The sequence below is a fragment of the Candidatus Cloacimonadota bacterium genome (assembly GCA_016932035.1).
GTDB lineage: Bacteria > Cloacimonadota > Cloacimonadia > JGIOTU-2 > JGIOTU-2 > Celaenobacter.
Genome location: JAFGDR010000059.1, coordinates 1 through 20,576 on the forward strand (window position 1 = coordinate 1; position 20,576 = coordinate 20,576).

The window sequence follows — 20,576 nt, forward strand, 5'->3', positions numbered from 1 at the left end:
ATTTCATTTCTGGCAGAAGCATAACTGAAATCTTTTACAACACCGATAACCTGTCCGTATTGTGTTTTTTTTCCAATCGGATCTTTCCAGCCAAAGAGTTTTACAAGAGCTTCATTCACGATGAAATCGATTGAACCTTCCGGAGTTCGATCAATGATAAAATTTGTGCCAGCTACAATCGGGATACCCATTGTTTCCAGGAAATTTTTGTCAGCATAAAGCATTCGATTGGCATGAATTTCCATTTCTCCGTTTTCGGTTTCCCATTCGAAAGCCAGCCCGGAAAGTCCTCTGCCAATTGTTGAACCGGAAAATCCTGCGCTAACGACGTTATGATGGTCCAAAATTGCATCTCGGAAAGCGGGAAACTTCTGCATAAGTTCTTCATTAGATGAGTAGATCATCAGAACATTTTCCTTCTGGAAACCCAGATCGAGTCTTTGCATGAATTCGATCTGCTGTCGCATGAAAAGAGTTAGAATAACCGCAGCAATGGAAACTATGAATTGAAATGAGACCAGGGCATTACGGAAAAATTGACCAGCTTTGTCTTTCTTTAAACTACCTTTCAAAGATGAGATCGGTTTCAAATGAGAAAGATAGAAGGCCGGGTATAAACCGGAAAGAAATCCCACCAGAAGTGTGATGAGAATCGAACCTCCCAACAGGATCGGGTTATGTAAAAGATCAATCTGCAGATTTTTATTTATCAATTCATTGAATGGAGTTATCTTGAGTACAAGCTCCACTAAAATAAAGCCAATGATCAAAGCCAGGAAAGAAAGAATGATAGATTCACCCAGAAATTGGCTGATCAATTGTTTTTTCTCTGCGCCCAGAACCTTTTTCATGCCGATCTCGCGAGTTCTGTTGCCAGCTCTGGAAGTTGCCATGTTGACATAATTTATACATGCGAGGATCAGGATAAATAGACCTATCGAAGCAAAACCAAACAGGAATCTGCGATTGGCATCCGAAAATCTTTGATTGATGGTAGATTTGAGATAAATATCAGTGAGCGGCTCTACTACTGCAACATATTCGATTCTGTCAATATCGATCATTTCTCTCTGGTAGAAATTCTTAAATTTTTGAGAGAACTCCTCGGGAGTGAAGTTTTCTGCGAACAGAAAATAGGTAAAAAACGACATACCCCCGCCCAGAACGCGCGGTGAGTAGATCTCTTCCAGGTTCTTAGTATGCAAATATGAATTCAAAGAAATGAGTCCGGAAAATTTGAGATGAGAATTATCCGGTAAATTTTTGATGACCCCGGTAATTTCGTAGATTTCGTTATCAATTTCCATCTCTTTTCCTATCGGATTTTGTTTGCCAAAGTATTTACTGGCTAAATCTTCTGTGAGTACAATAGTATTAGGCCTTTCCAGAGCATCTGTGCTGTTGCCGTATAAGAAAGGATATGTAAATACACGGAACACACTGTTATCAATCATCAACAGGTTATCTTCATATAAGGTTTTTTCATTGGCTTTCACCAGCATATTCCCGGCATAAACACAGCGGACATACTCTTCAATTTCCTGCATTTCATGTTGAAAAAGCGGACCCACTGCTAAATTGCAGGTGGTTTGAGTGCTATTGATACCACCGATGGTCATGTTCACGCCATAACGATAGATCCTGTCAGCATTTTCGTGGTGTCTGTCGCAGGAAAGCTCATTTTGCACAAACAGCAAAACCAGAATACTGCAACACAAACCGAGTGCTAGGCCGGTAATGTTCAAAATAGAATGAAATTTGTCCTTCAATATGATCCTGATTGCCTGCTTTATATTTTGTTTGATCATGCATTCTCCTTATTCGTATTTTATAACTTCTGCTGGGTTCGTATGTGCTGCTCGTATTGTTTGGAAACTGACGGTGAGTAATGAGATAAGCAACGTTATCACCATAGTCAAAATAAAAGAAGATACACCGACATTAATTCTGTACGCAAAGTTCTGTAGCCACTTATTCATTACAAACCATGCAATGGGCCAGGCAATGACGTTTGCGATCAGTACCCAACGGGTAAATTGATTGAAAAGACGGAAAGTAATGTTGCTTACACTCGCCCCAAGTACTTTTCGTATTCCGATCTCTCTTATCTTCTGCTGAGCCGTAAATGTGGCAAGTCCGTACAACCCAAGGCAAGCAATGACGATCGCAAGGAAAGAGAATATCTTGAAAAGCATTCCTGAACGGATCTCAGTTTGATGAAGATTCTCGAAATGTTCATCCAGGAAAAAGTATTGGAATGGCTGATTTACTGCAAGCTCTTCCCAAAGGTTCTTGATTTGATCAATTGTTTGCTGGATGGTACCCGTTTTTGCCCTGACCACCATGAAATGACTGTAATGTGAGAATGGTGGAAGTAGTAAAATATTTGGTATTTCCTGCCTTAGAGAATTGAAATGATAGTCACCCACAACACCTATAACGGTTCGATACTCACTTTCTGCCACGTAATAAAGTTTTGTACCAATAGGTTTGTCAAGACCTAAATTCTTCACTGCAGACTCATTGATGACACAAGCTGCAGAATCTCCAAGAAAATCTCGTGTATAATACCTGCCCTCTTTCAACTGAATTCCCATTGCTTCCAGATACTCATAATCACCAGAAATTTGTCGAAAATGAACCATATCCTGTGGACCAGCACCTTCCTTTTGAAGAGTATTCCCACTTGAACCTGTTCCCGGAATATGGCTTGTTATTGATGCAGCTACAACACCGGGAAATTTTCCTACTTCTTCCTTGAATGTTCCAAGTTTATCCCACAGGCTATATACTCTTTTGATCACAAAAGTTTGTTCTTTATGAAATCCCAATTCTTTATTCTGGATATAATGAAGCTGATGTGAGATGACAAATGTGCAGATTATGATCATAATGGATATTGCAAACTGGAAAAGCACAAGTCCATTACGCAGCCATGATTTTTTTCCTTTCTGAAGAATATTTCCCTTCAGCACTATTATGACTTTAAAAGATGAGATTACAAGAGCTGAATAGATTCCTGAAATGAAACCCACAAGTAGAACGATAAGAAGTGAAAAGGGGATGATCGACAGTTGATTAAAGTAATGCTCAAGAGGAATGCTTGAAAGATGCGAGAAATATGGAAGAACAATTTCAATGATAATGAGAGCGAGTACCATAGAAAGGAAGCTATATACGATCGATTCAAACAGCAGTTGTCTGAATATCTGCAAGCGGTATGAGCCCACAACCTTTCGGAGCCCAATCTCTTTAGCACGAGTTGCTGCTCGTGCAGTTGTCAGGTTCATGAAATTGACGCAGGCGATCAGCAGGATGAATATTGCAACGATCATAAAAACGATCACATACGTCATGCTGCCCCGAGGACCGTCAGATTCAGTTGTTCTCGGTTGTAAATAGATATTTTTTACCGGATCAAGAATGTATCGGTAACGATTTCCTGTATTTTCCCATTCCTCAAATCCCATCCCAATTTCTTGCTCGACGATTGGACCTACATGTCTGTTTCTAAAATCAATGAGCTTTTTCTCGAAATCTTTCCAATCTGTTCCTTCTTTCAGAAGAATATATGTCGTAAGATTGTCATTGAGCCAGTAAGCATTACGAAAACTTCCAACTGCATCAGAACTTGTAATAAAATCATATTGCCAGTGAGAAGTTAGAGGTGCATCTTCTATAACACCAACTATTTCATAATCCCAGTGACCGTCATAATTCAGAATTTTTCCTATAGCAGATTCATTTCCGAAGTATCTTCGTGCAGTAGATTCAGTAATGAATAGGGTATAGGGACGTGACAGATTTTCACTTGGATCGCCGGTGATCACAGGAATAGTGAAAAGATCAAAAATTGTTGAATCTGCATAATATACTCGATCTTCAGTATGGTGCACATCACCTTCCACCCAGCTGACAAGTTTATTTATTCCCTTGTAGAAGCGTGCCATATTAAGTACTTCGGGATAGTCTTCAACCAATGCAGGTCCCATGAGCCCGGAAGTGCTTGATCCCTTTCCTTCTGTATCACCCATTTTTATGTCCAGGCCTAATCTGTAGAGATTTTCATAATGCTCATTATGTTTATCATAACTTGTTTCGTGATGTACCCAGAGCATGATGAGAATAAAGCATGCCATCCCGATTGCAAGTCCGGTAATATTCAGAAACGCATAAATCTTATGACGTTTAATATTACGCCAAGTGAGCAATAAGTATTGTTTAAACATTATCTCCCCTTTGTTTATTCATATTTTATGACATCCGAAGGATTAGTATTTGCAGCTCTAAAAGTTTGAAAACTTACTGTTAAAGTTGAGATGAGTAATGCAATCAATCCCGAAATAATAAATATCCAGACGTCGATCCCTGTTTTATACGCAAATCCTTCTAGCCACTTTTTCATGACTAAATATGCAAGAGGACTTGCAATAATTACCGAAAGGAGCACCCATTTTAAAAAATTGCCTGAAAGCAGTATGATGATTTGATTGATGGATGAACCAAGGACTTTGCGAATACCGATCTCTCTTGTTCGCTGTTCAATCATAAACAATGAAAGACCAAACATGCCCATACAGGAAAGGATTATAGCGAGAATGGTAAAATATTCGAAGATCTTACCAAAACGCATTTCAGCCCTATAGAGTAATGCTAAGTCGTCTTCTAAAAAAGCAATAGAAAATGGTTCGTTTGGGACAAAGTCTTTGAAGGTTTTCTCAATAAATTCTAAAGTTTGTTCAATGTTATAGGGGGCTAATTTTACATTCACAATATGTGTTTCGAGAGGAGAGTTATGAACAACAATTGGTTCGATGCGATATTGCAGTTTTCTGAACGAGAAATCTTTCATGATACCTACAATTTCAAACCCTTCAAGTTCAAGTCCGATCGGATCGCGACCTTGCCAGTCCAGTTCACGGACTGCAGTCTCATTGATAAGAATTGCGTTTGAATCTGCAATACTGTGTTTCAAAAAATCTCTTCCGCGGACGATCTCAATGCCGTATGTGTCAACAAAATCCTCGTCAGCAGTGTAAAATTTGTAGGTTCCGATATCAAGACCATGCTGAAGGATCACATAGCCCAATTTTGTATAGGTATAAGAGACGGACCTAATATTGCTGTTTTTCAGGAGAGCATCTTTGAACACACCCTGCTTATCTTTTATTTCACCGGTTTGCTTAAAGGTCACGATAAAATCTTTATCAAATCCCAGGTCTTTATGGGAGATAAAATGCAGCTGCTTGTAGATAATAATAGTTCCGATAATGAGAAAAACTGCCACGACAAATTGTATGACGGTCAAAATTTTTCGTATCACAGCTCCTTTGCTGCCCTTGAGCTGTTCTCTTCGTAAAGCGCTGATTGGAAGTATGGAATTGTAGTATATCGCTGGATATAACCCTGCTAAGATACCGAGTAGAAAAACAAAAATAAAGTAGAGTAATATATTGATTGGAGTTACAATCGATGAGTGAATTTTAAACAAATTTTTCAGTCCGGGAAAGAGCAATGAAATTATTACTAATGCGAGCAACGATGCAATAAAACAAATGATAACCGATTCACCTAAAAACTGAAACAATATATTGCTTCTTCGCGCTCCAAGTGTTTTTCTCATCCCGATTTCTTTTGCTCTTTTCGTTGCTTTTGCTGTGGATAGGTTAACAAAATTGATACATGCGATAAGAATGATAAAGATTCCCGAAGCAAAGAAGATTTTTACTGTTTGTTCATTGCCATGAAGACTATAATCAAATTTGCTATCGTCAAAATAAATGTCTTTGAGCGGTGAAATAAAAAAGGTCGTGGTTCGTTGTCCTTCATCAATCCAGCTTGTATGTTCATCATTGAGAAAGAAGTTTTCCATTTTTTTTATCAACGTTGAATGATCCACGTGTTCATTTACCAACAGATAGGTCACGTAGTTGCTGAAATACCAGTTTTGATTATCCCATCCCCAGCTTTGGATTGTGAAATCGAAGGATATGATACCATCATTAAAAACCAGAGAACTCCTTGTGGGTAGATCTTTGATAATCGCTGTTACCGTAAGACCATATTCGTCTTCAATGTCCAGTATCTGCCCGATGGGATCGTCGTTGCCAAACAATTTCTTGCTGAATGATTCGGATAATACAATTGAGTTTGGATCAGACAATGCAGTTTGAAGATTGCCAGAAACAGGCTGAAGAGAGAAGATGTCGAAGATCGAGGGATCTGCAACACAGAATGTGCTGTTAATAGACTCATTATTATGAACGATATATGTTCTTAAGTAAGGGTAGAGTCGTGCAGTTGTTTCAATCTCAGGAATTTGTTCTTTGAGATATGCAGCAAGAGCAAGAGGTGTGACACCATATTTGTCGTTTACGTTTGGGCGATAGATTCGTTCGTAATTTTCATTGTATCTATCAGCATTCGTTTCGTACGAAACATAGAATATTATCAAAGAAAACACAGCGATTCCAACAGCTAATCCGATTATGTTTATGAGCGAGAAACTTTTGTGTTTCCAAATTGTACGCAGTGTCGTCTTAAGATAATTTATTAGCAGATTGACCACCTATTCATACTTCAAAGATTTCACCGGATTTGAGTTTGCCGCGTTGATCGTTTTAAAGCTAATCGTAAGAAGGGCAATAAGCAAACTAATAAAACCTGAGAAAATAAAGATCAATGGATTGATAGAGGTGCTATAAGCAAATCCTTGCAACCATTTGCTCATGAAATACCAGGAAGCAGGCCATGCGATAATATTTGCGATGATTATCCATCGAACGAACTGACGGGACAGCAACCATATGATACCAGTAACAGTGGATCCCATTGCTCTGCGGATTCCTATTTCGAGCTTTTTCTGTTCTGCAAGGAAAGATACAAGTCCAAAAAGTCCAAGACATGCAATAAAAATTCCAAGCCCTGCAAAGACGCGGAAAAGCACACCAGCTTTGATCTCCTCCTTGTATATTATGTTGAATGTTTCATCAAGAAATCTGTACTCAAAAGGAAAGTCGGGACATATATCATTCCAAACTTGCTTAATCGAATGAATTGCATTTTGTACATTGATATTTGATAGCTTTATAAGTGTAAAATAGAAATAATCTGGTATATTTACTACGATCAAGGGTTCGCGTTCATACGTTAAAGGAAGAGAATTGAAATTATTTATTACTCCAATTATTGTCCATCCTTCGTCACCAAATTTCAGTCCGATCGGATCCTCAATCTGCATCATTTCGAGCGCAGCTTGATTGATAAGTACTGCATTCTCATCAGTTTGCATATCGTCTGAAAAACCTCTGCCATCAAGAATTTTCAGGTCAAGCGTCTCTAAAATATTTTTATCTGCAGAAAGAAAAGCAAAGGCAGAACCCTCATCTGTTTGCTTACCCTCCCAGGTAATACCTCTCATGATAGACCACACTTCAGTGGGAATGCTGGAAACTCGTGAGACTTGATAAATTCCTGATATCTGTTTGCAGGATTGCGTGAATACATCAAACTTTTCTTCCAGATCTCGGTTCAATCTAAGATAGAGAAGGTTGTCTTTATCAAAACCAAGATCCTTATTTTTCATATAATCGAGTTGAGAGTAGATTATGCCTGTACCGATAATAAGGGCAACAGCAAGGGTGAACTGTACTACAACGATAACTGTGCGAAGTGAAATTCCTTTGATAAAGGATTTTGTACCGGATTTAAAGATCTTTGTCGGTGCAAAAGAGGAAAGAGCAAAAGCAGGATAGCTTCCGGCAATAATTCCCACTCCGAATAGAATAATTGCATAGAGCAGTAAGATATTTGAATTGAAAACAGAAAATACAATTTTCCTGCCTACGATCTGTTCAAAGACCGGTAGAGACAGCTCTATCAGAATAAACGATAACAAACAGGCAATGAACGTATAGAAAACTGACTCTCCAATGAATTGAAACATCAATGAACTTTTCTTTGCCCCTGAAATTTTCCTCACACCCACCTCACGCGCACGTTTTGTGGCTTGCGCAGTTGCAAGGTTCATGAAGTTTATGCATGCGATGATAAGAATCAACACAGCGATACTGATAAAAATATAAATATATTTCTGGGTTGTTGGTTTACCATCAACTGAGTACAAATGAATGTTTCTTAAAGATTGTAATCTTGCACCGGATTGCTCTTCAAGGTTGTCCTTGAAGAGCTGATCGATTTTTGTCTGCAAGGCATCAATGTCTGTTCCCGGTTCGACGAGAATAAAAGTTTCCATCCAATGGGAGTACCAATTATTATAATCTTCCGTTTCAGCAGCAGTATCCAGATGTACAATGAAATTGAAGTTATAATCAGAAAGCAGGGGAATATCTTCATACACTGCAGTGACCTGCATCTCGTCAGCATTGTTCAGGATCAAAATCTTGCCGATAGGGGCTTCATCACCGAAATACTTTTGTGCTGAGGATTGAGAAATTGCAATCGAATGAACATCTCTGATCGGTTGTATCTTGTCTCCATCTATGATATTGATCGTAAAGATACTAAATATAGAAGGTGAAGCTCTGCACACATGTCTTTCGCGAAATACTTTTTCACCATATTTTATGATTGCTGAAGATTCATACAGGTGCGTTGCCTGGATTACTTCGGGGAAACCCTCACGAATAGCTTGTTCAAGAGGATATGGGGTGGAATAATTAATATTCTCCTCACCATTCATTGTATATACTTTATTTATCCTGTAAATGTCATCGACAAGTTCATTGTGCGTATTGAAATTCTTCTCTTCCTGAGTTATCACAAAGATCATTACTGCACAGGCTATGCCGACAGCAAGTCCAAGAATATTTATCAGAGAATATGTTTTATATCGTTTTATGTTTCTTAGGGCTGTTTTGAGATAGTTTCTTAACATGAAGTTCCTTATTCATATTTCAAAGATTTTACTGGGTTTGAATTTGCAGCTTTGATGGTTTTAAAGCTGACTGTGAGGAAAGCAATAACAAGTGCTATCAAACCCGATAAAAGAAAGACACCAATTGTGATATTTGTTCTGTATGCAAAGGTCTGTAGCCATTTATTCATGGCATACCAGGCAAGAGGCCAGGCAACGATATTTGCTATGAGTACAAGTTTAGAAAAGTCTTTTGTGAGTAGGAATATGACCTGTCCTACTGAAGAGCCCATTACTTTACGTATACCAATCTCCTTGATGCGTCTTTCTGTTGCGTATGAGGCAAGCCCGAATAATCCCAAACAGGCAATGACAATCGCAAGAACAGTGAAATACATGAACGTTCGTGCAAGATTTCTCTCTGTCCTATGGATACGATCAAACTGAGCATCAAGGAAGAAATAATCATAAGGCATCGTGGGATTGATCTCTTTCCATTTTGTTTCAATTATGTCGATCATATGATAGATATTTCCAGGTTCCAGACGCATGCTTATATAGTTTCGATTGGGTGGATTGTAATACATGATCATTGGTTCGATTTTATCATGAAGGGGATTTACATGAAAATCTCCTACTACACCCACAACAGTAATTGGGATCATATCTTCTCCTTCAGTTATGAAGGGATCATGGAACGTTTTGCCAATGGGCTCATCCCAGCCAACATTTTTCACAAGTGTTTCGTTCACCAGTATGTTCATTGATTCATTTTCATATTCAGAACTGAAAGCTCTTCCTTGGGTTATATGTAATTTGAACGTTTCGATGAAGTCCTCATCAATATTGAATGTTTTCATAAGCCATGGTTGCCCTTCTGTATATCCTTCCGGAAAGAATCCATGACCTTGCGATGCTCCTGAGCCAGGGTAATTAGATGATACACACACATCAACTATGCCGGAAGTATTCTTAAGGTCTTCCTTGAGAACCAGTGCTTGCTCTCTTGCTTCATTGCTTCGTAGAGGAAGGATAAGAACATGCTCTTTATCAAAACCTAGCTTCTTTCGCTGAATATGTTGCAACTGTTTTATAATAATTCCAGTACTCCCAATAAGCGCAATGGAAATGATAAACTGAAATACCACAAGAATATTTCGCAATGTTGATCTCTTGGATTTTCCTACAAATCTGCCTTTAATGGTCTGTATGGGATCATTAGAAGAAAGGTGAAACGCAGGATAGATGCCAGATACTATTGCAAGTAAGAGTAAAACTAAGATACCGATAAAAATGTATGACCCCTGGGTTAAAAGTTGTAATTCTATCTCAAGACCACTTAATTGTTTAAAAACAGGCTGCAGGAGTTCAACGAGAATAAAGGAAATCAATGTTGCGATAATAGTTATCACAACTGATTCTATGAGGAACTGCGTAACAAGATTTTTCCTGCTTGCACCGATAACCTTACGCATACCTACTTCTTTAGCCCTGATCAGATAATGTGCTGTAGTAAGATTTACAAAATTGATGTACGCAATGACCAGAATAAAGAATGCGATTATCGAGAAAACATATACATAAGTGATATTGCCATCATTACCCAGATTGTATGAGTAGTGCGATCTGAGGTGAATATCTTTGATCGGTTCGAGGAAAAGGAGAAATTCCATGCCTGTTTCTTCCTTTGTGATACCCATCTTATCCATTGCGAGATTCTCAATCTTTTTTTGGAACGCATCAGGATCTGTTCCATTTTTAAGTCGTATATAATTATGAGCACTAAAAGAACCCCAGTATTGAGGAATATCATCGGTATATTCGACAGAAGTAAGGGCGTTCATATGGAGGTGTGAATTGGATGGAAAATCTTTGAATACACCCGTAACAGTATGGTCAGTTGTTTCATTGAGGGATATTGTTTCCCCAACCGGATCTGCATTCTCGAAGTACTTGTGTGCTAAAGATTCGGAAAGTACAATTGAATTTGGCTGCTCGAGAACGGTCTCCTTATCTCCCCTGATAAGCTCATAATCAAACACTTTGAAAAAACTTTTCGTAGCACCAGATATATTTGTCTCATAAAAACTTCTATCATCGTACGTTACTAACTGTTTTGATGGATGAGAAAAAACACTCGCAGCAGCTTCTACTTCAGGAAATTCATCTTCTAACACAATTGGTAAAGGTACCATGGATACTGCATATTCAATAGGTTGCGTTGCGATTTCTCCTTTTATTGTAATCCTGAATAAATCCTCTGGATTGTTATGAAACGTATCGAAACTCAGTTCATGAATTATGAACAGTGCAATAAGGAAACACACTGCGATACTCACTGAAAGACCAAGTATGTTTATCAACGAGAGGGACTTGTTCTTCCATAAATTTCTAAATGCTATTTTAAGATAATTAAGTAACATATATTCCTACTTTCATAAACTATACATTTAATATTTTGGAATTGCCTGCATAATTTTCTCACCGAGTGTGATTTGATAGCCATGCATACAGCAATTTGATAACAATATAACACCTGTTTTGGTTGCGTTGTTAAATGCCAAATATGACGAATGCCCTGCTGTATCACCACCCGTCCATATGATTTGTTGCCCATCATCCAGTTCAAGAATGTACCAGGCAATTCCCACATCGCTCGGAGACCCCTGTATTATTGGTTGATGTGCAAGTTCCATTGCCGGATATAATTGCGTGTCATACAATCCCATATTTGCTTTAAGATAGATGAGTAAATCATTAAGGCAGGATTTAATAAAACCGCACCCATGGAAGATATCATGTGCAGTATAATAGGGAACTTGTTCGAACTGTGATGAATATCCAAGAGAATAATTAGTCATTTGTTCATCAGTTAGAAACAGTGAACTTCTGCTCATATTGAGTTCGTTAAAAATAGTACTTTCGAGTACTGTCTGGTAGGATGTTCCATCGACTAATCCAATGATATGTCCAAGCAATCCATATCCTGTATTTGAGTAACTGTATCCGCCACCAGGTTTAAATTCAAGAACACAGTAGTTCGTAAGATAATCATACACGTCTTCAGTTGTATAGATCCAATATGGATTTAAAGGATCGAAGCCACTGGGAATTGGATAAGACTGACCGTCTTCATGAGGAGTGCGAGGTAATCCGGATGTGTGTGTAGCAAGATCACCAATGGTTATCTCAGTTCCTTTGAATGTGGGTAATGTAACATCTTCTGGGAGATAATGACTTACTGTGTCATCAATAAAGGTTCCCTGGAGATAGGTGTTCGCAAGCAATGTAGCCGTGAATGTTTTAGTCATCGATCCGATATCAAATATTGTGTTGATATCTGGAGCATCTTTTGATTCGAGAGATTTTACTCCATAAGCATAGACTATTTCATTTTGTTCTGCATCGATTATTCCGATGATCATACCGACTTCAAGGTGTGGTTCTACTATAGAATCCACCTCTTCATGTAATGTGTTAATTTCAGGAATGGTTACTTTGGAGCTATCACAACTACAAAGCACTATTAATAAAGAAATGATGATTAAAGCCAAAGAGATGTTTTTTTTATTCATATTTTATGACCTCCGATGGATTTGTGTGAGCGGTTCTCAATGTTTGAAAACTCAGTACAATTAATGATAGTAATATGGTAATCACGCCTGATAGAAGGAAGATCAAAGGATCGATGCTGCTTCTATATGCGAAATTTAAGAGCCATTTTTGTATGATATAATACGAAATGGGCCAGGCAATGGCATTCGCGATGATGACCCAGAGCAAGAAATTTTTATTTAGCAATGTTATTAAAGTAGTTACTGAAGCACCCAGGACTTTCCTGATACCGATCTCTTTTGTTCGAAGCTGGAATATGAATAATGAAATACCAATCAATCCTGAACAGGCAATGAATATTGCGAGGATGCTGAAGTATCGCATGAGAGTTATTGCTTTCATTTCATTTTGATATTTTTCATTGAATGCTTCATCAACAAAGAAGTATTCTATTGGGATATGAGGGAAATTTTTCTGCCATACATTATTGATCTCATTTATGACTTGTGACAGGTTGTTCGATTGGATATTCAAAGTAAGATACTGGAAGTATCCGGGGAAAAACTCAAAGAATAATGGCTCGATCTCGACATGCAGACTTTCATAATTGAAGTCCTTGAATATGCCAATGATCTTGCCAGTTCTTCCTCCATGACCAGTTACTATCTCCTGTCCTATAGCTTCTTGGACTGAATTCCAACCCATATGTTTTATTCCGCTTTCACTCATCATAAATACGCGGTCAGGTTCTGTATCAATTACCTGATCAAAATTCCTTCCTTCAATAACGTGAATATCATATTGAGGTAGAAAATCTTGATCGATGCTGAAGCAGTACATAGTGGTTTGAACCTTATGCCCATTATTCTCACTTTCAATTGAAAAACTTGGGTAATTTCTACCCGGAAGCTGACCCGAAGCAGTTACACCCTGCACACCGGGAATTGCTACAAATATATCCTTATATGTTTCATATTTATCCGGGAACTCTGTTTCTCTTCTCATCGTAAGTACAAGTTTGTGGTTAGCATCATATCCAAGATCTTTGTTTTGCATATAGGCAACTTGCTGTTTCATGCTCAACATCACGATAATGATCACAATAGAAATAGCAAACTGCATAATGATTAGCCCCGGTCTGAGTATTTTATTCGTAAATTGAACTTTTTTCTGACCAAGTGAATGAGATGTTGTTCTGGAAGATGCATAGATTGCCGGATAGATACTCGCGGCAATGCCTGCACTAAGAATCAGAATGGTAAAGAATACGATTTGAGCGATTGGTAATTCACTGAGATACAAAGTTGGAATTCCAGTAAAGTTCAGGAAAGAGGGAAGTACAAGTTCGATTGCAACCACAGAAACAAGAATAGACAGAATGACTGTGATCATACTCTCAACAAGAAATTGATGTACAAGCTGACTCTTACCTGCTCCAAGCACTTTTCGGATACCAACTTCTTTCGTTCGTTTGAAATAGAGAGCAAGGGTGAGATTTATAAAATTTAGACATGCAAGAAACAGTACAAATATTCCCAGGAATCTGAAGATCACAATATTTCGTGCAGAGGATGAAACGACTATTCCACTATCGGTTAGTCTTTGCTTGCTGATCATTGATATCGGCTGTAACAAAAAAGTATAGTCAAGACCGGAATCCTTGAATTGCTGAATAGCTTGTTCGTTTGAAAGGTATTTTACCTTTTCCTGGACGAGTTTAATGTTCGCTTCGGGACGTAGTTTGACAAAGGTCTCTATGGCATGCCATAACCAGGCAGAATTATGAAATGCAGGATCGTCGATAGTATAGATTGTTCTGAGAATATCATATTGAAGATAAGAATATGATGGGGGATTCTCGATCACTGCTCCAACAGTAAAATCCTTATCCCGTATTGTCAGTGTTTGCCCGATTATGTCTGTTGTGCCAAAATATCGTTCTGCAATCCGACGTGTTACAACAATATTGTCTGGATTATCAATGACTTCCATTGGTTGTCCCTGCAGTACTGGAATTGAAAACATACTGAAGAAAGAAGGATCGACATAACGGTAGTGATCTTCGTAGGCTGTATGGTTTGGTCCTGCAACAAGACGACTACTCATTTCAAGATACCGGCAGGTAGATTCGATATCAGGAATAGTTGATTCAATTTCGAGTGCTAAAGGAGGAGCTGTTGCTTCACTTATCGATTCGTTCCCAAGAGACATCTCTTTCTGGCAGACTCGAAATATCCTCTCATGATCCGGATAGAAGGTATCATAAGACATCTCGTGATTGGTGAATACAAATACAAGAAAAAGCCCAGTTATGCCAATTGAGAGTCCTATTACGTTGATGAATGTGATGATCTTGTTTTTCAGTAGGTTTTTTATAGAACTTCGAATATAATTCTTTAGCAAGAAGACCTCCTATTCATACTTTATAACCTCTGCTGGATTTGTTCTTGCTGCTTTGATCGTTTGATAGCTTACTGTAATAATTGATAATATCATCACAGCAAAAGATGAAAGCAAGAAAATCCAGGCTGGCTGTTCTGTACGATATGCAAAACCCTGAAGCCATTTGTTCATGACTATATAAGCGAGCGGGGATGCAATGAACATCGAAATAAAGATCAAACGAATGAAGTCACCTGATAATCTGATCGTTATACCGCTTACAGAAGCTCCCATAACTTTTCGAATGCCTATTTCCTTTGTCCTCTTGTGTACAAGAAAAGTAGTGAGACCAAACAGACCAAGGATCGCCAGCAAGATTGCCAGCAAGCAGAAGTACAAAGCCATCTTTCCAACTTGTTTATCGGATGTATATTGATTGTGAAGGACATCATCGAGGAAATAATATTTGAACATGAAGTTTGGATTAAAAGCCTGTATCTTCTTCTTAATGATGCTTAGCGTTTCTTCAGTTGGTTTAGTATATGTCTTAATGATGAGAAAATTTGTTTTATCCGGTTGATTATATATGATAAGAGGTTCAATTTTATCATGGAGTGAGGATGAATGAAAATCATTCAGGACACCAATAACATTCAGTTTTTCCAGCTCTTCATTTTTACCTCTAAACAAGAAGGTTTTTCCCAGAGGTTCTTTCCATCCAAAGGTTTTGGCTGCAGTTTCATTGATTATCACACTTTCGGTTGGATCAGAGGGATAATTTTGTGAAAAATTTCTGCCATATACAAAGCGCATCCCCAGGGCATCCAGAAAACCTTCATCAACGAAGAGTTTTTGTCCCATCTGCGGCTGATCCATGGGAAATCCTTCAGGATACATGATTGCTTTCTGTGTTCCGAATCCGGGCACTAATGATGAAAATCCAATCTCTTTGATGTGTGGAATTTCAGAAAGCTGTTCCTTGAGAACCTCAGCAGAACTATTATGTAAAAGGAGCCTTGTATTAGGAACAATAATCAGATTTTCCTGCGAGAAGCCAGGATCTTTGTCCTGCATAAAATTTATCTGATTAAATATCGTGAGAGTCGAAATGATAAGAATAAGAGAAATCGTGAACTGCAGAATCACCAGTATATTTCTTAGATGTGCTTTGCTTGATGTTTGTAAAAATCCTGAACGAAGAATTGCAACTGGTTTGAAGCGGGAAAGATAAAATGCGGGATAGCTTCCAGCTATTACGCCCAGAAGAACTGGAAACAGAAGAATGAATCCAGTTGCCGTCACAGGATTGAGATAGCCGAGATCGATATGAACACTGAAAATATTCTGCAAACTCGGTCTTGAAAGATCGATAATGACGAGTGTGAGCAGCATAGCAATAAAACAAAGTATAATGGACTCAGTAAGAAATTGTGCTACAAGTTGTCTCTTTTTTGAGCCGATTGCTTTACGCAGTCCAATCTCACGTGCACGTACTCCAGCATTAGCAGTCGAAAGATTGATAAAGTTAATGCAGGCAATAATCAAAATAAAAATAGCAATGGAGAAGAAAATATATAGTGTTTGTATGTTTGATTGTTTTGCAATGTCTCCTGCCAACTCAGATCGAAGGTGTATGTCCTTAAGAGGTTGCAAGAAGAATGTAAGTTGAGCTCCAGCTGAATGAAGCAACTCACCCATATGTGCATCGACAAATGAAACCAGTTTTGCTTCGAAATCTTCGATCGAGGTATCCTCTTTGAGGAGAAGGTAAGTAAAAAATTGGATATGAAACCAGTTACTCATCGCATCACTATTTTGTGAGAAGAGTGTTTCAAATGATCCCATTATACTAAGTCTGAAATGAGAATTGTACGGGATGTCCTCAATAATTCCGGTAATACGATAGGGTGTATTATTTATCTCAACCGTTTCTCCGATTGGATTGCTTTCACCAAAATATTTCTGTGCAATAGAATGAGTAAGAACTACAGTAAAAGGTTCTATGAGTGCTATTTGCTTGTCACCACTCTTGAAGGGAAAAGTAAATACCTCAAAAATCGAATTATCCCCATGACAGAAACCTTCTTCGGTAAAGGTTTTTTCACCGATCTTAACTGTAGCTCTTCGAGGACTTTCAAGTCTTGCTGCGTGCATAACTTCCGGGAAATCCTCTACTAATTGTGGACCCGCATTTGGCATGGTCATGGGGTAGATCATATGATTTCCAGCTTCAAAATCTACACAGAGTCGAAATATCTGATCTTTGTTTTCATTGAAGCTGTCATAACTCATTTCGTAACCTATCCATATCATGATCAGCACGAACGAGGTTATGCCTACGATCAATCCGATAAGATTGATAACACTGAACACCTTGTGATGCTTCATATTCCGTAAACTAAGGGTAAGATAGTTCTTAAGCATCCTGAGACCTATTCATATTTATTATCCTGAGTTTTAAATTATATATAATAATAAAGCATTTTTCGTGCCAAAAATTAAAACACGAGAGAAGTTGTATTATATGGTAATTGTTATGTTTCTGGAATAAATCTACTGTTCGCTGATGGAACACTAGTGTACGAGAGTGAACACTTTTTATTGTAAGTAAGAGCTATGGGATTATTAGCTTTTGGGAGGATCTATCTATTACTCAAGATAAACCGCAATCTGACAGACGTCATCTCCATTCATTATTGATTTGAGTATTTTAATTTTTACTTCTTTCTGAAGGATATACTCCCAGATGTCTTTGTAGAAGCCAGCCCCGCAGTAGCAGTATTTCGGGTCAATTAATCTGTTTTCTAATATTGATGTACGTATCCGGGGACAGTGGCAATAATAGTATTGCTTTTTTTTCTTATCTTTTTCTGAAAAATAGTTGTGAAATTCTTTTGGGATTTTAGTCGCATAAATAACCTTTCCATTAAGTTTGCCAGCCATTCCCCAACCGTTTTTCCTGAGAAAATCAATCTGCTCATTGTCGAGTTTCTTATATCCGCGTATAAAAGATTCAAACTGCTGTTGCAGAAGGTTATGTACATGCTGAATATCCTTTGTGCGGGTATATTCCTCTTGAATGTGCTTCAGATTATCCTTTGGAGTCAGGCATGCACATGAGATCATCACTTCTTTAATTTCAGATTCTGATAGATTTTCAGAAAGAAAGGCCATAAGGTTTTGTGTCCAGTTGATCAGATTGGTTTCTGTAATAAATTTTCTAATATCATTAAATAAATATGATTTGTTTATTTTTTCTAATCCAAGTTGGAGTTTTGTTAACCATTGGGTTTCGAAGTTATCATTATTTTTCATAAGCTTACTCATATTTTAAGGTTTCTACAGTATTTATTCGAGCTGTTTTTAAACAACGTAATGAAACAATGATTGTTGATATTCCAAGTACGATCATACTTGAGATGACAAAGGGAACTGGATTTATCGAAATTCTATATGCAAAGTCCTGGAGCCATAAAGTAATGATTTTCCAGCTTAGAGGGACAGCTATGATAACGGACAAAAGTATAAGCTTGATGTAACGGAATGAAAAAAGACTCACAATCTCAGACAATTTACTCCCAAGCACCTTCCTAATGCCAATTTCTCTGGTTTTTTGTATAATGAAGAATGAAACAAGCCCGAACAATCCTATTGCAGCTATGACCATTCCGAGTATCGCAACGAGTCCCACTACAAATCCAACCTGCGATTCATGTTTATAAAGTCTGTTGAAATCCTCATCAAGGAACGAAAAAGAGAATGGAGTATCCGGGAAAAGGGTATTATAAGCATCCGTTATATTCTTTATTGTTTTGGGCAGATTTCCCTGCATAACTGAAAGAGTAAGTGTTGAATACAGCGAGTTTTCGACATCCATGACAAGTGGTTGAACTTCTTGCTGCATACCTTTATAATGGAAATCAGATACAATTCCTGTAATTGGTTTTGTCAAGCCATGATAATGAGCATTTAACTCAACACCAAGTGCTTCATCAGGATGGGTAAAACCTAGCAGCTTTATGCCAGTTTCGTTTATGATGTAACCATTTACAACGTCTGGTTCGAAGTCATGTCCGGCAATTAGATCTAGTTTATACTCATTGATAAAATCTGTATCAGATGTAAGAACCTGGAAGAAATTGGATTCTGCATTAGGAATATCAATCCTTTTCATATAATAGCCGCCAGACATACTTCCGGGAACTCCAGATGAAACAGTTGCTCCAACTATTTCAGGATATTTTGTGAAAGCTGATTTGATGTTTTCGTAGTCTGTACGTAATCTTCCAAGATGAGTTTTAAAAGGAATCACTATCTTCTGCTCTTTATCAAACCCAAGATTGCTCCCGCGCATATATTCTAACTGTTTATAAATATACATTGAGAATGTTAAAAAAGATAGAATGACAGTAAATTGTGTCACGACTAAGATTTTTTGAGTAACTGAACCATGCCCTTTTGATGAAAGCTTTCCTTTGAGGATATTGAAGGATTTGTCTTTTGTGAGAACAATGGCATTGTAACTACCGGAAAGCAGTACAATAAGTAACAATAGACCTATTGTGGCTAGAATCACTGTACTATTGATAAGTGTTGATATGGTGAGGAGATGACCTGTGAGTTGATTAAACACAGGTAGTAGTATTTCCAGTAGTATCAGAGCTATGATAAATGAAAGTATTGCATAGATCGCTGCATGGAGGAAACACTGAGAAATAAGATGCCATCGGTTTGCACCAACCACCTTTCGTATTCCCATCTGCTTGATGCTCTTCATGCCAAGAGCAGCAGAAATATTGATAAAGTTAAGACAACCGATCAGAAGAACAACAAAGGCTATAAAAGAATAGATTTTTATGTAATACCAATTACCTGCTGGAACAATTTTATATCGTACATTTTGATCCATGTGGATGTTCTTGATCGGTTGCAGATAATAGTAATTGCTTATCCATTCGCGTCCAGTGATCTGTTTGTACACCTCATGATTCGTTGTTGCTAGTTCTTTTAGATGCGGTTCTAGATCACGAATATCAGCATTGGGTACAATTTTAACATAAGTATATTTTCTGTGGGCATCACCCCAGTATTCATCGATCCAGGGTAGGTGAGTTCGGAGAGAATTCATACTTAGTAGCATTGTTATTGGCACATGTGTGTTGGAAGGTGTGTCCTTTACTACAGCAGTAATTGTAAAATCATCTCTCGCAACTGGGCAGTAGTAGTCATAATCAATCTCAATGTTCAGCGTTTTTCCTGTGCAGTTTTGATTTCCAAAGTATTTTTCTGCCATTGATTCCGTAATGATGAGTGAAAATGGTTCATCGAGTGCAGTTTCTTTATTCCCTGCGAGGAATTCGAATTTGAGTATATCTTTGATCTCTGGATCTGCAAAATAAATGTCTGTTTCGAAGAAACGGAGATCCTCTTTTTCAACCAAAACATTCTTATGATTTTCGAATGGACGGATCAAACGAGCTTGTTTTTCTATTAAAGGGGAAGATTCTGTTAGCGATGGTCCAACGGGTCCAGCGACAGAATTATTATAGAACTCACCAACATACGAATCACGATATGATTCAATCCTGAATATTCTTTCGAAGTCATCGTGGTAGGTGTCATAGTTTAATTCATGTTGCACATAACCAAATATGAGAACAGAACAAGCAATACCAAGACTCAAGCCAAGAATATTTATCAGAGCATATGCTTTATGTTTTCTGATATTTCTTAACGATAGGATAAGTAGATTTTTAAACATATC

At 37.9% G+C, this 20,576-nt stretch carries 10 protein-coding genes; all 10 read right to left on the reverse strand.

Going from position 1 to position 20,576, the window contains the following annotated elements:
* Positions 1 to 1,808: ABC transporter permease (locus tag JW794_09765; protein MBN2018396.1), on the reverse strand; the 1,808-nt coding region annotated here is incomplete at its 3' end.
* A gap of 9 nt (positions 1,809 to 1,817) precedes the next feature.
* Positions 1,818 to 4,229 (reverse strand): ABC transporter permease, encoded by a 2,412-nt coding sequence (locus JW794_09770; protein ID MBN2018397.1) that lies wholly within the window; start codon positions 4,227 to 4,229, stop codon positions 1,818 to 1,820.
* A 14-nt stretch (positions 4,230 to 4,243) separates the two neighbouring features.
* The gene (locus JW794_09775; GenBank protein MBN2018398.1) at positions 4,244 to 6,568 is read right to left on the reverse strand and encodes an ABC transporter permease; all 2,325 of its coding nucleotides are present in this window, start codon (positions 6,566 to 6,568) and stop codon (positions 4,244 to 4,246) included.
* Complete coding sequence (locus tag JW794_09780) at positions 6,569 to 8,896, reverse strand: ABC transporter permease (GenBank protein ID MBN2018399.1); 2,328 nt, start codon at positions 8,894 to 8,896, stop codon at positions 6,569 to 6,571.
* Between the two features lie 8 nt (positions 8,897 to 8,904).
* Positions 8,905 to 11,298: an ABC transporter permease gene (locus JW794_09785; protein MBN2018400.1), complete on the reverse strand. Its 2,394-nt coding sequence runs from the start codon at positions 11,296 to 11,298 to the stop codon at positions 8,905 to 8,907.
* A gap of 27 nt (positions 11,299 to 11,325) precedes the next feature.
* A complete protein-coding gene (locus JW794_09790; GenBank protein ID MBN2018401.1) occupies positions 11,326 to 12,450 on the reverse strand; it encodes a beta-lactamase family protein in 1,125 nt (374 codons plus the stop codon).
* Positions 12,443 to 14,833, reverse strand: coding sequence for an ABC transporter permease (locus JW794_09795; protein ID MBN2018402.1), 2,391 nt, complete (start codon positions 14,831 to 14,833; stop codon positions 12,443 to 12,445). Before JW794_09795 ends, JW794_09790 begins: the two co-directional genes overlap by 8 nt.
* 9 nt (positions 14,834 to 14,842) lie before the next feature.
* Positions 14,843 to 17,236, reverse strand: coding sequence for an ABC transporter permease (locus JW794_09800; GenBank protein ID MBN2018403.1), 2,394 nt, complete (start codon positions 17,234 to 17,236; stop codon positions 14,843 to 14,845).
* 225 nt (positions 17,237 to 17,461) lie between these two features.
* Complete coding sequence (locus tag JW794_09805; GenBank protein MBN2018404.1) at positions 17,462 to 18,127, reverse strand: hypothetical protein; 666 nt, start codon at positions 18,125 to 18,127, stop codon at positions 17,462 to 17,464.
* 4 nt (positions 18,128 to 18,131) lie between these two features.
* Positions 18,132 to 20,573 carry an ABC transporter permease gene (locus JW794_09810; protein MBN2018405.1) on the reverse strand — a complete coding sequence of 814 codons (2,442 nt, stop codon included), beginning with the start codon at positions 20,571 to 20,573 and terminating at the stop codon, positions 18,132 to 18,134.
* Positions 20,574 to 20,576: the final 3 nt, after the last annotated feature.

Bases quoted from the DNA above. Each gene is read 5' to 3' on its own strand.
- JW794_09770 (MBN2018397.1), bottom strand. From the start codon at position 4,229: ATGTTTAAACAATACTTATTGCTCACTTGGCGTAATATTAAACGTCAT.
- JW794_09780 (MBN2018399.1), bottom strand. From the start codon at position 8,896: ATGTTAAGAAACTATCTCAAAACAGCCCTAAGAAACATAAAACGATAT.
- JW794_09785 (MBN2018400.1), bottom strand. From the start codon at position 11,298: ATGTTACTTAATTATCTTAAAATAGCATTTAGAAATTTATGGAAGAAC.
- JW794_09790 (MBN2018401.1), bottom strand. From the start codon at position 12,450: ATGAATAAAAAAAACATCTCTTTGGCTTTAATCATCATTTCTTTATTA.
- JW794_09800 (MBN2018403.1), bottom strand. From the start codon at position 17,236: ATGCTTAAGAACTATCTTACCCTTAGTTTACGGAATATGAAGCATCAC.
- JW794_09805 (MBN2018404.1), bottom strand. From the start codon at position 18,127: ATGAAAAATAATGATAACTTCGAAACCCAATGGTTAACAAAACTCCAA.
- JW794_09810 (MBN2018405.1), bottom strand. From the start codon at position 20,573: ATGTTTAAAAATCTACTTATCCTATCGTTAAGAAATATCAGAAAACAT.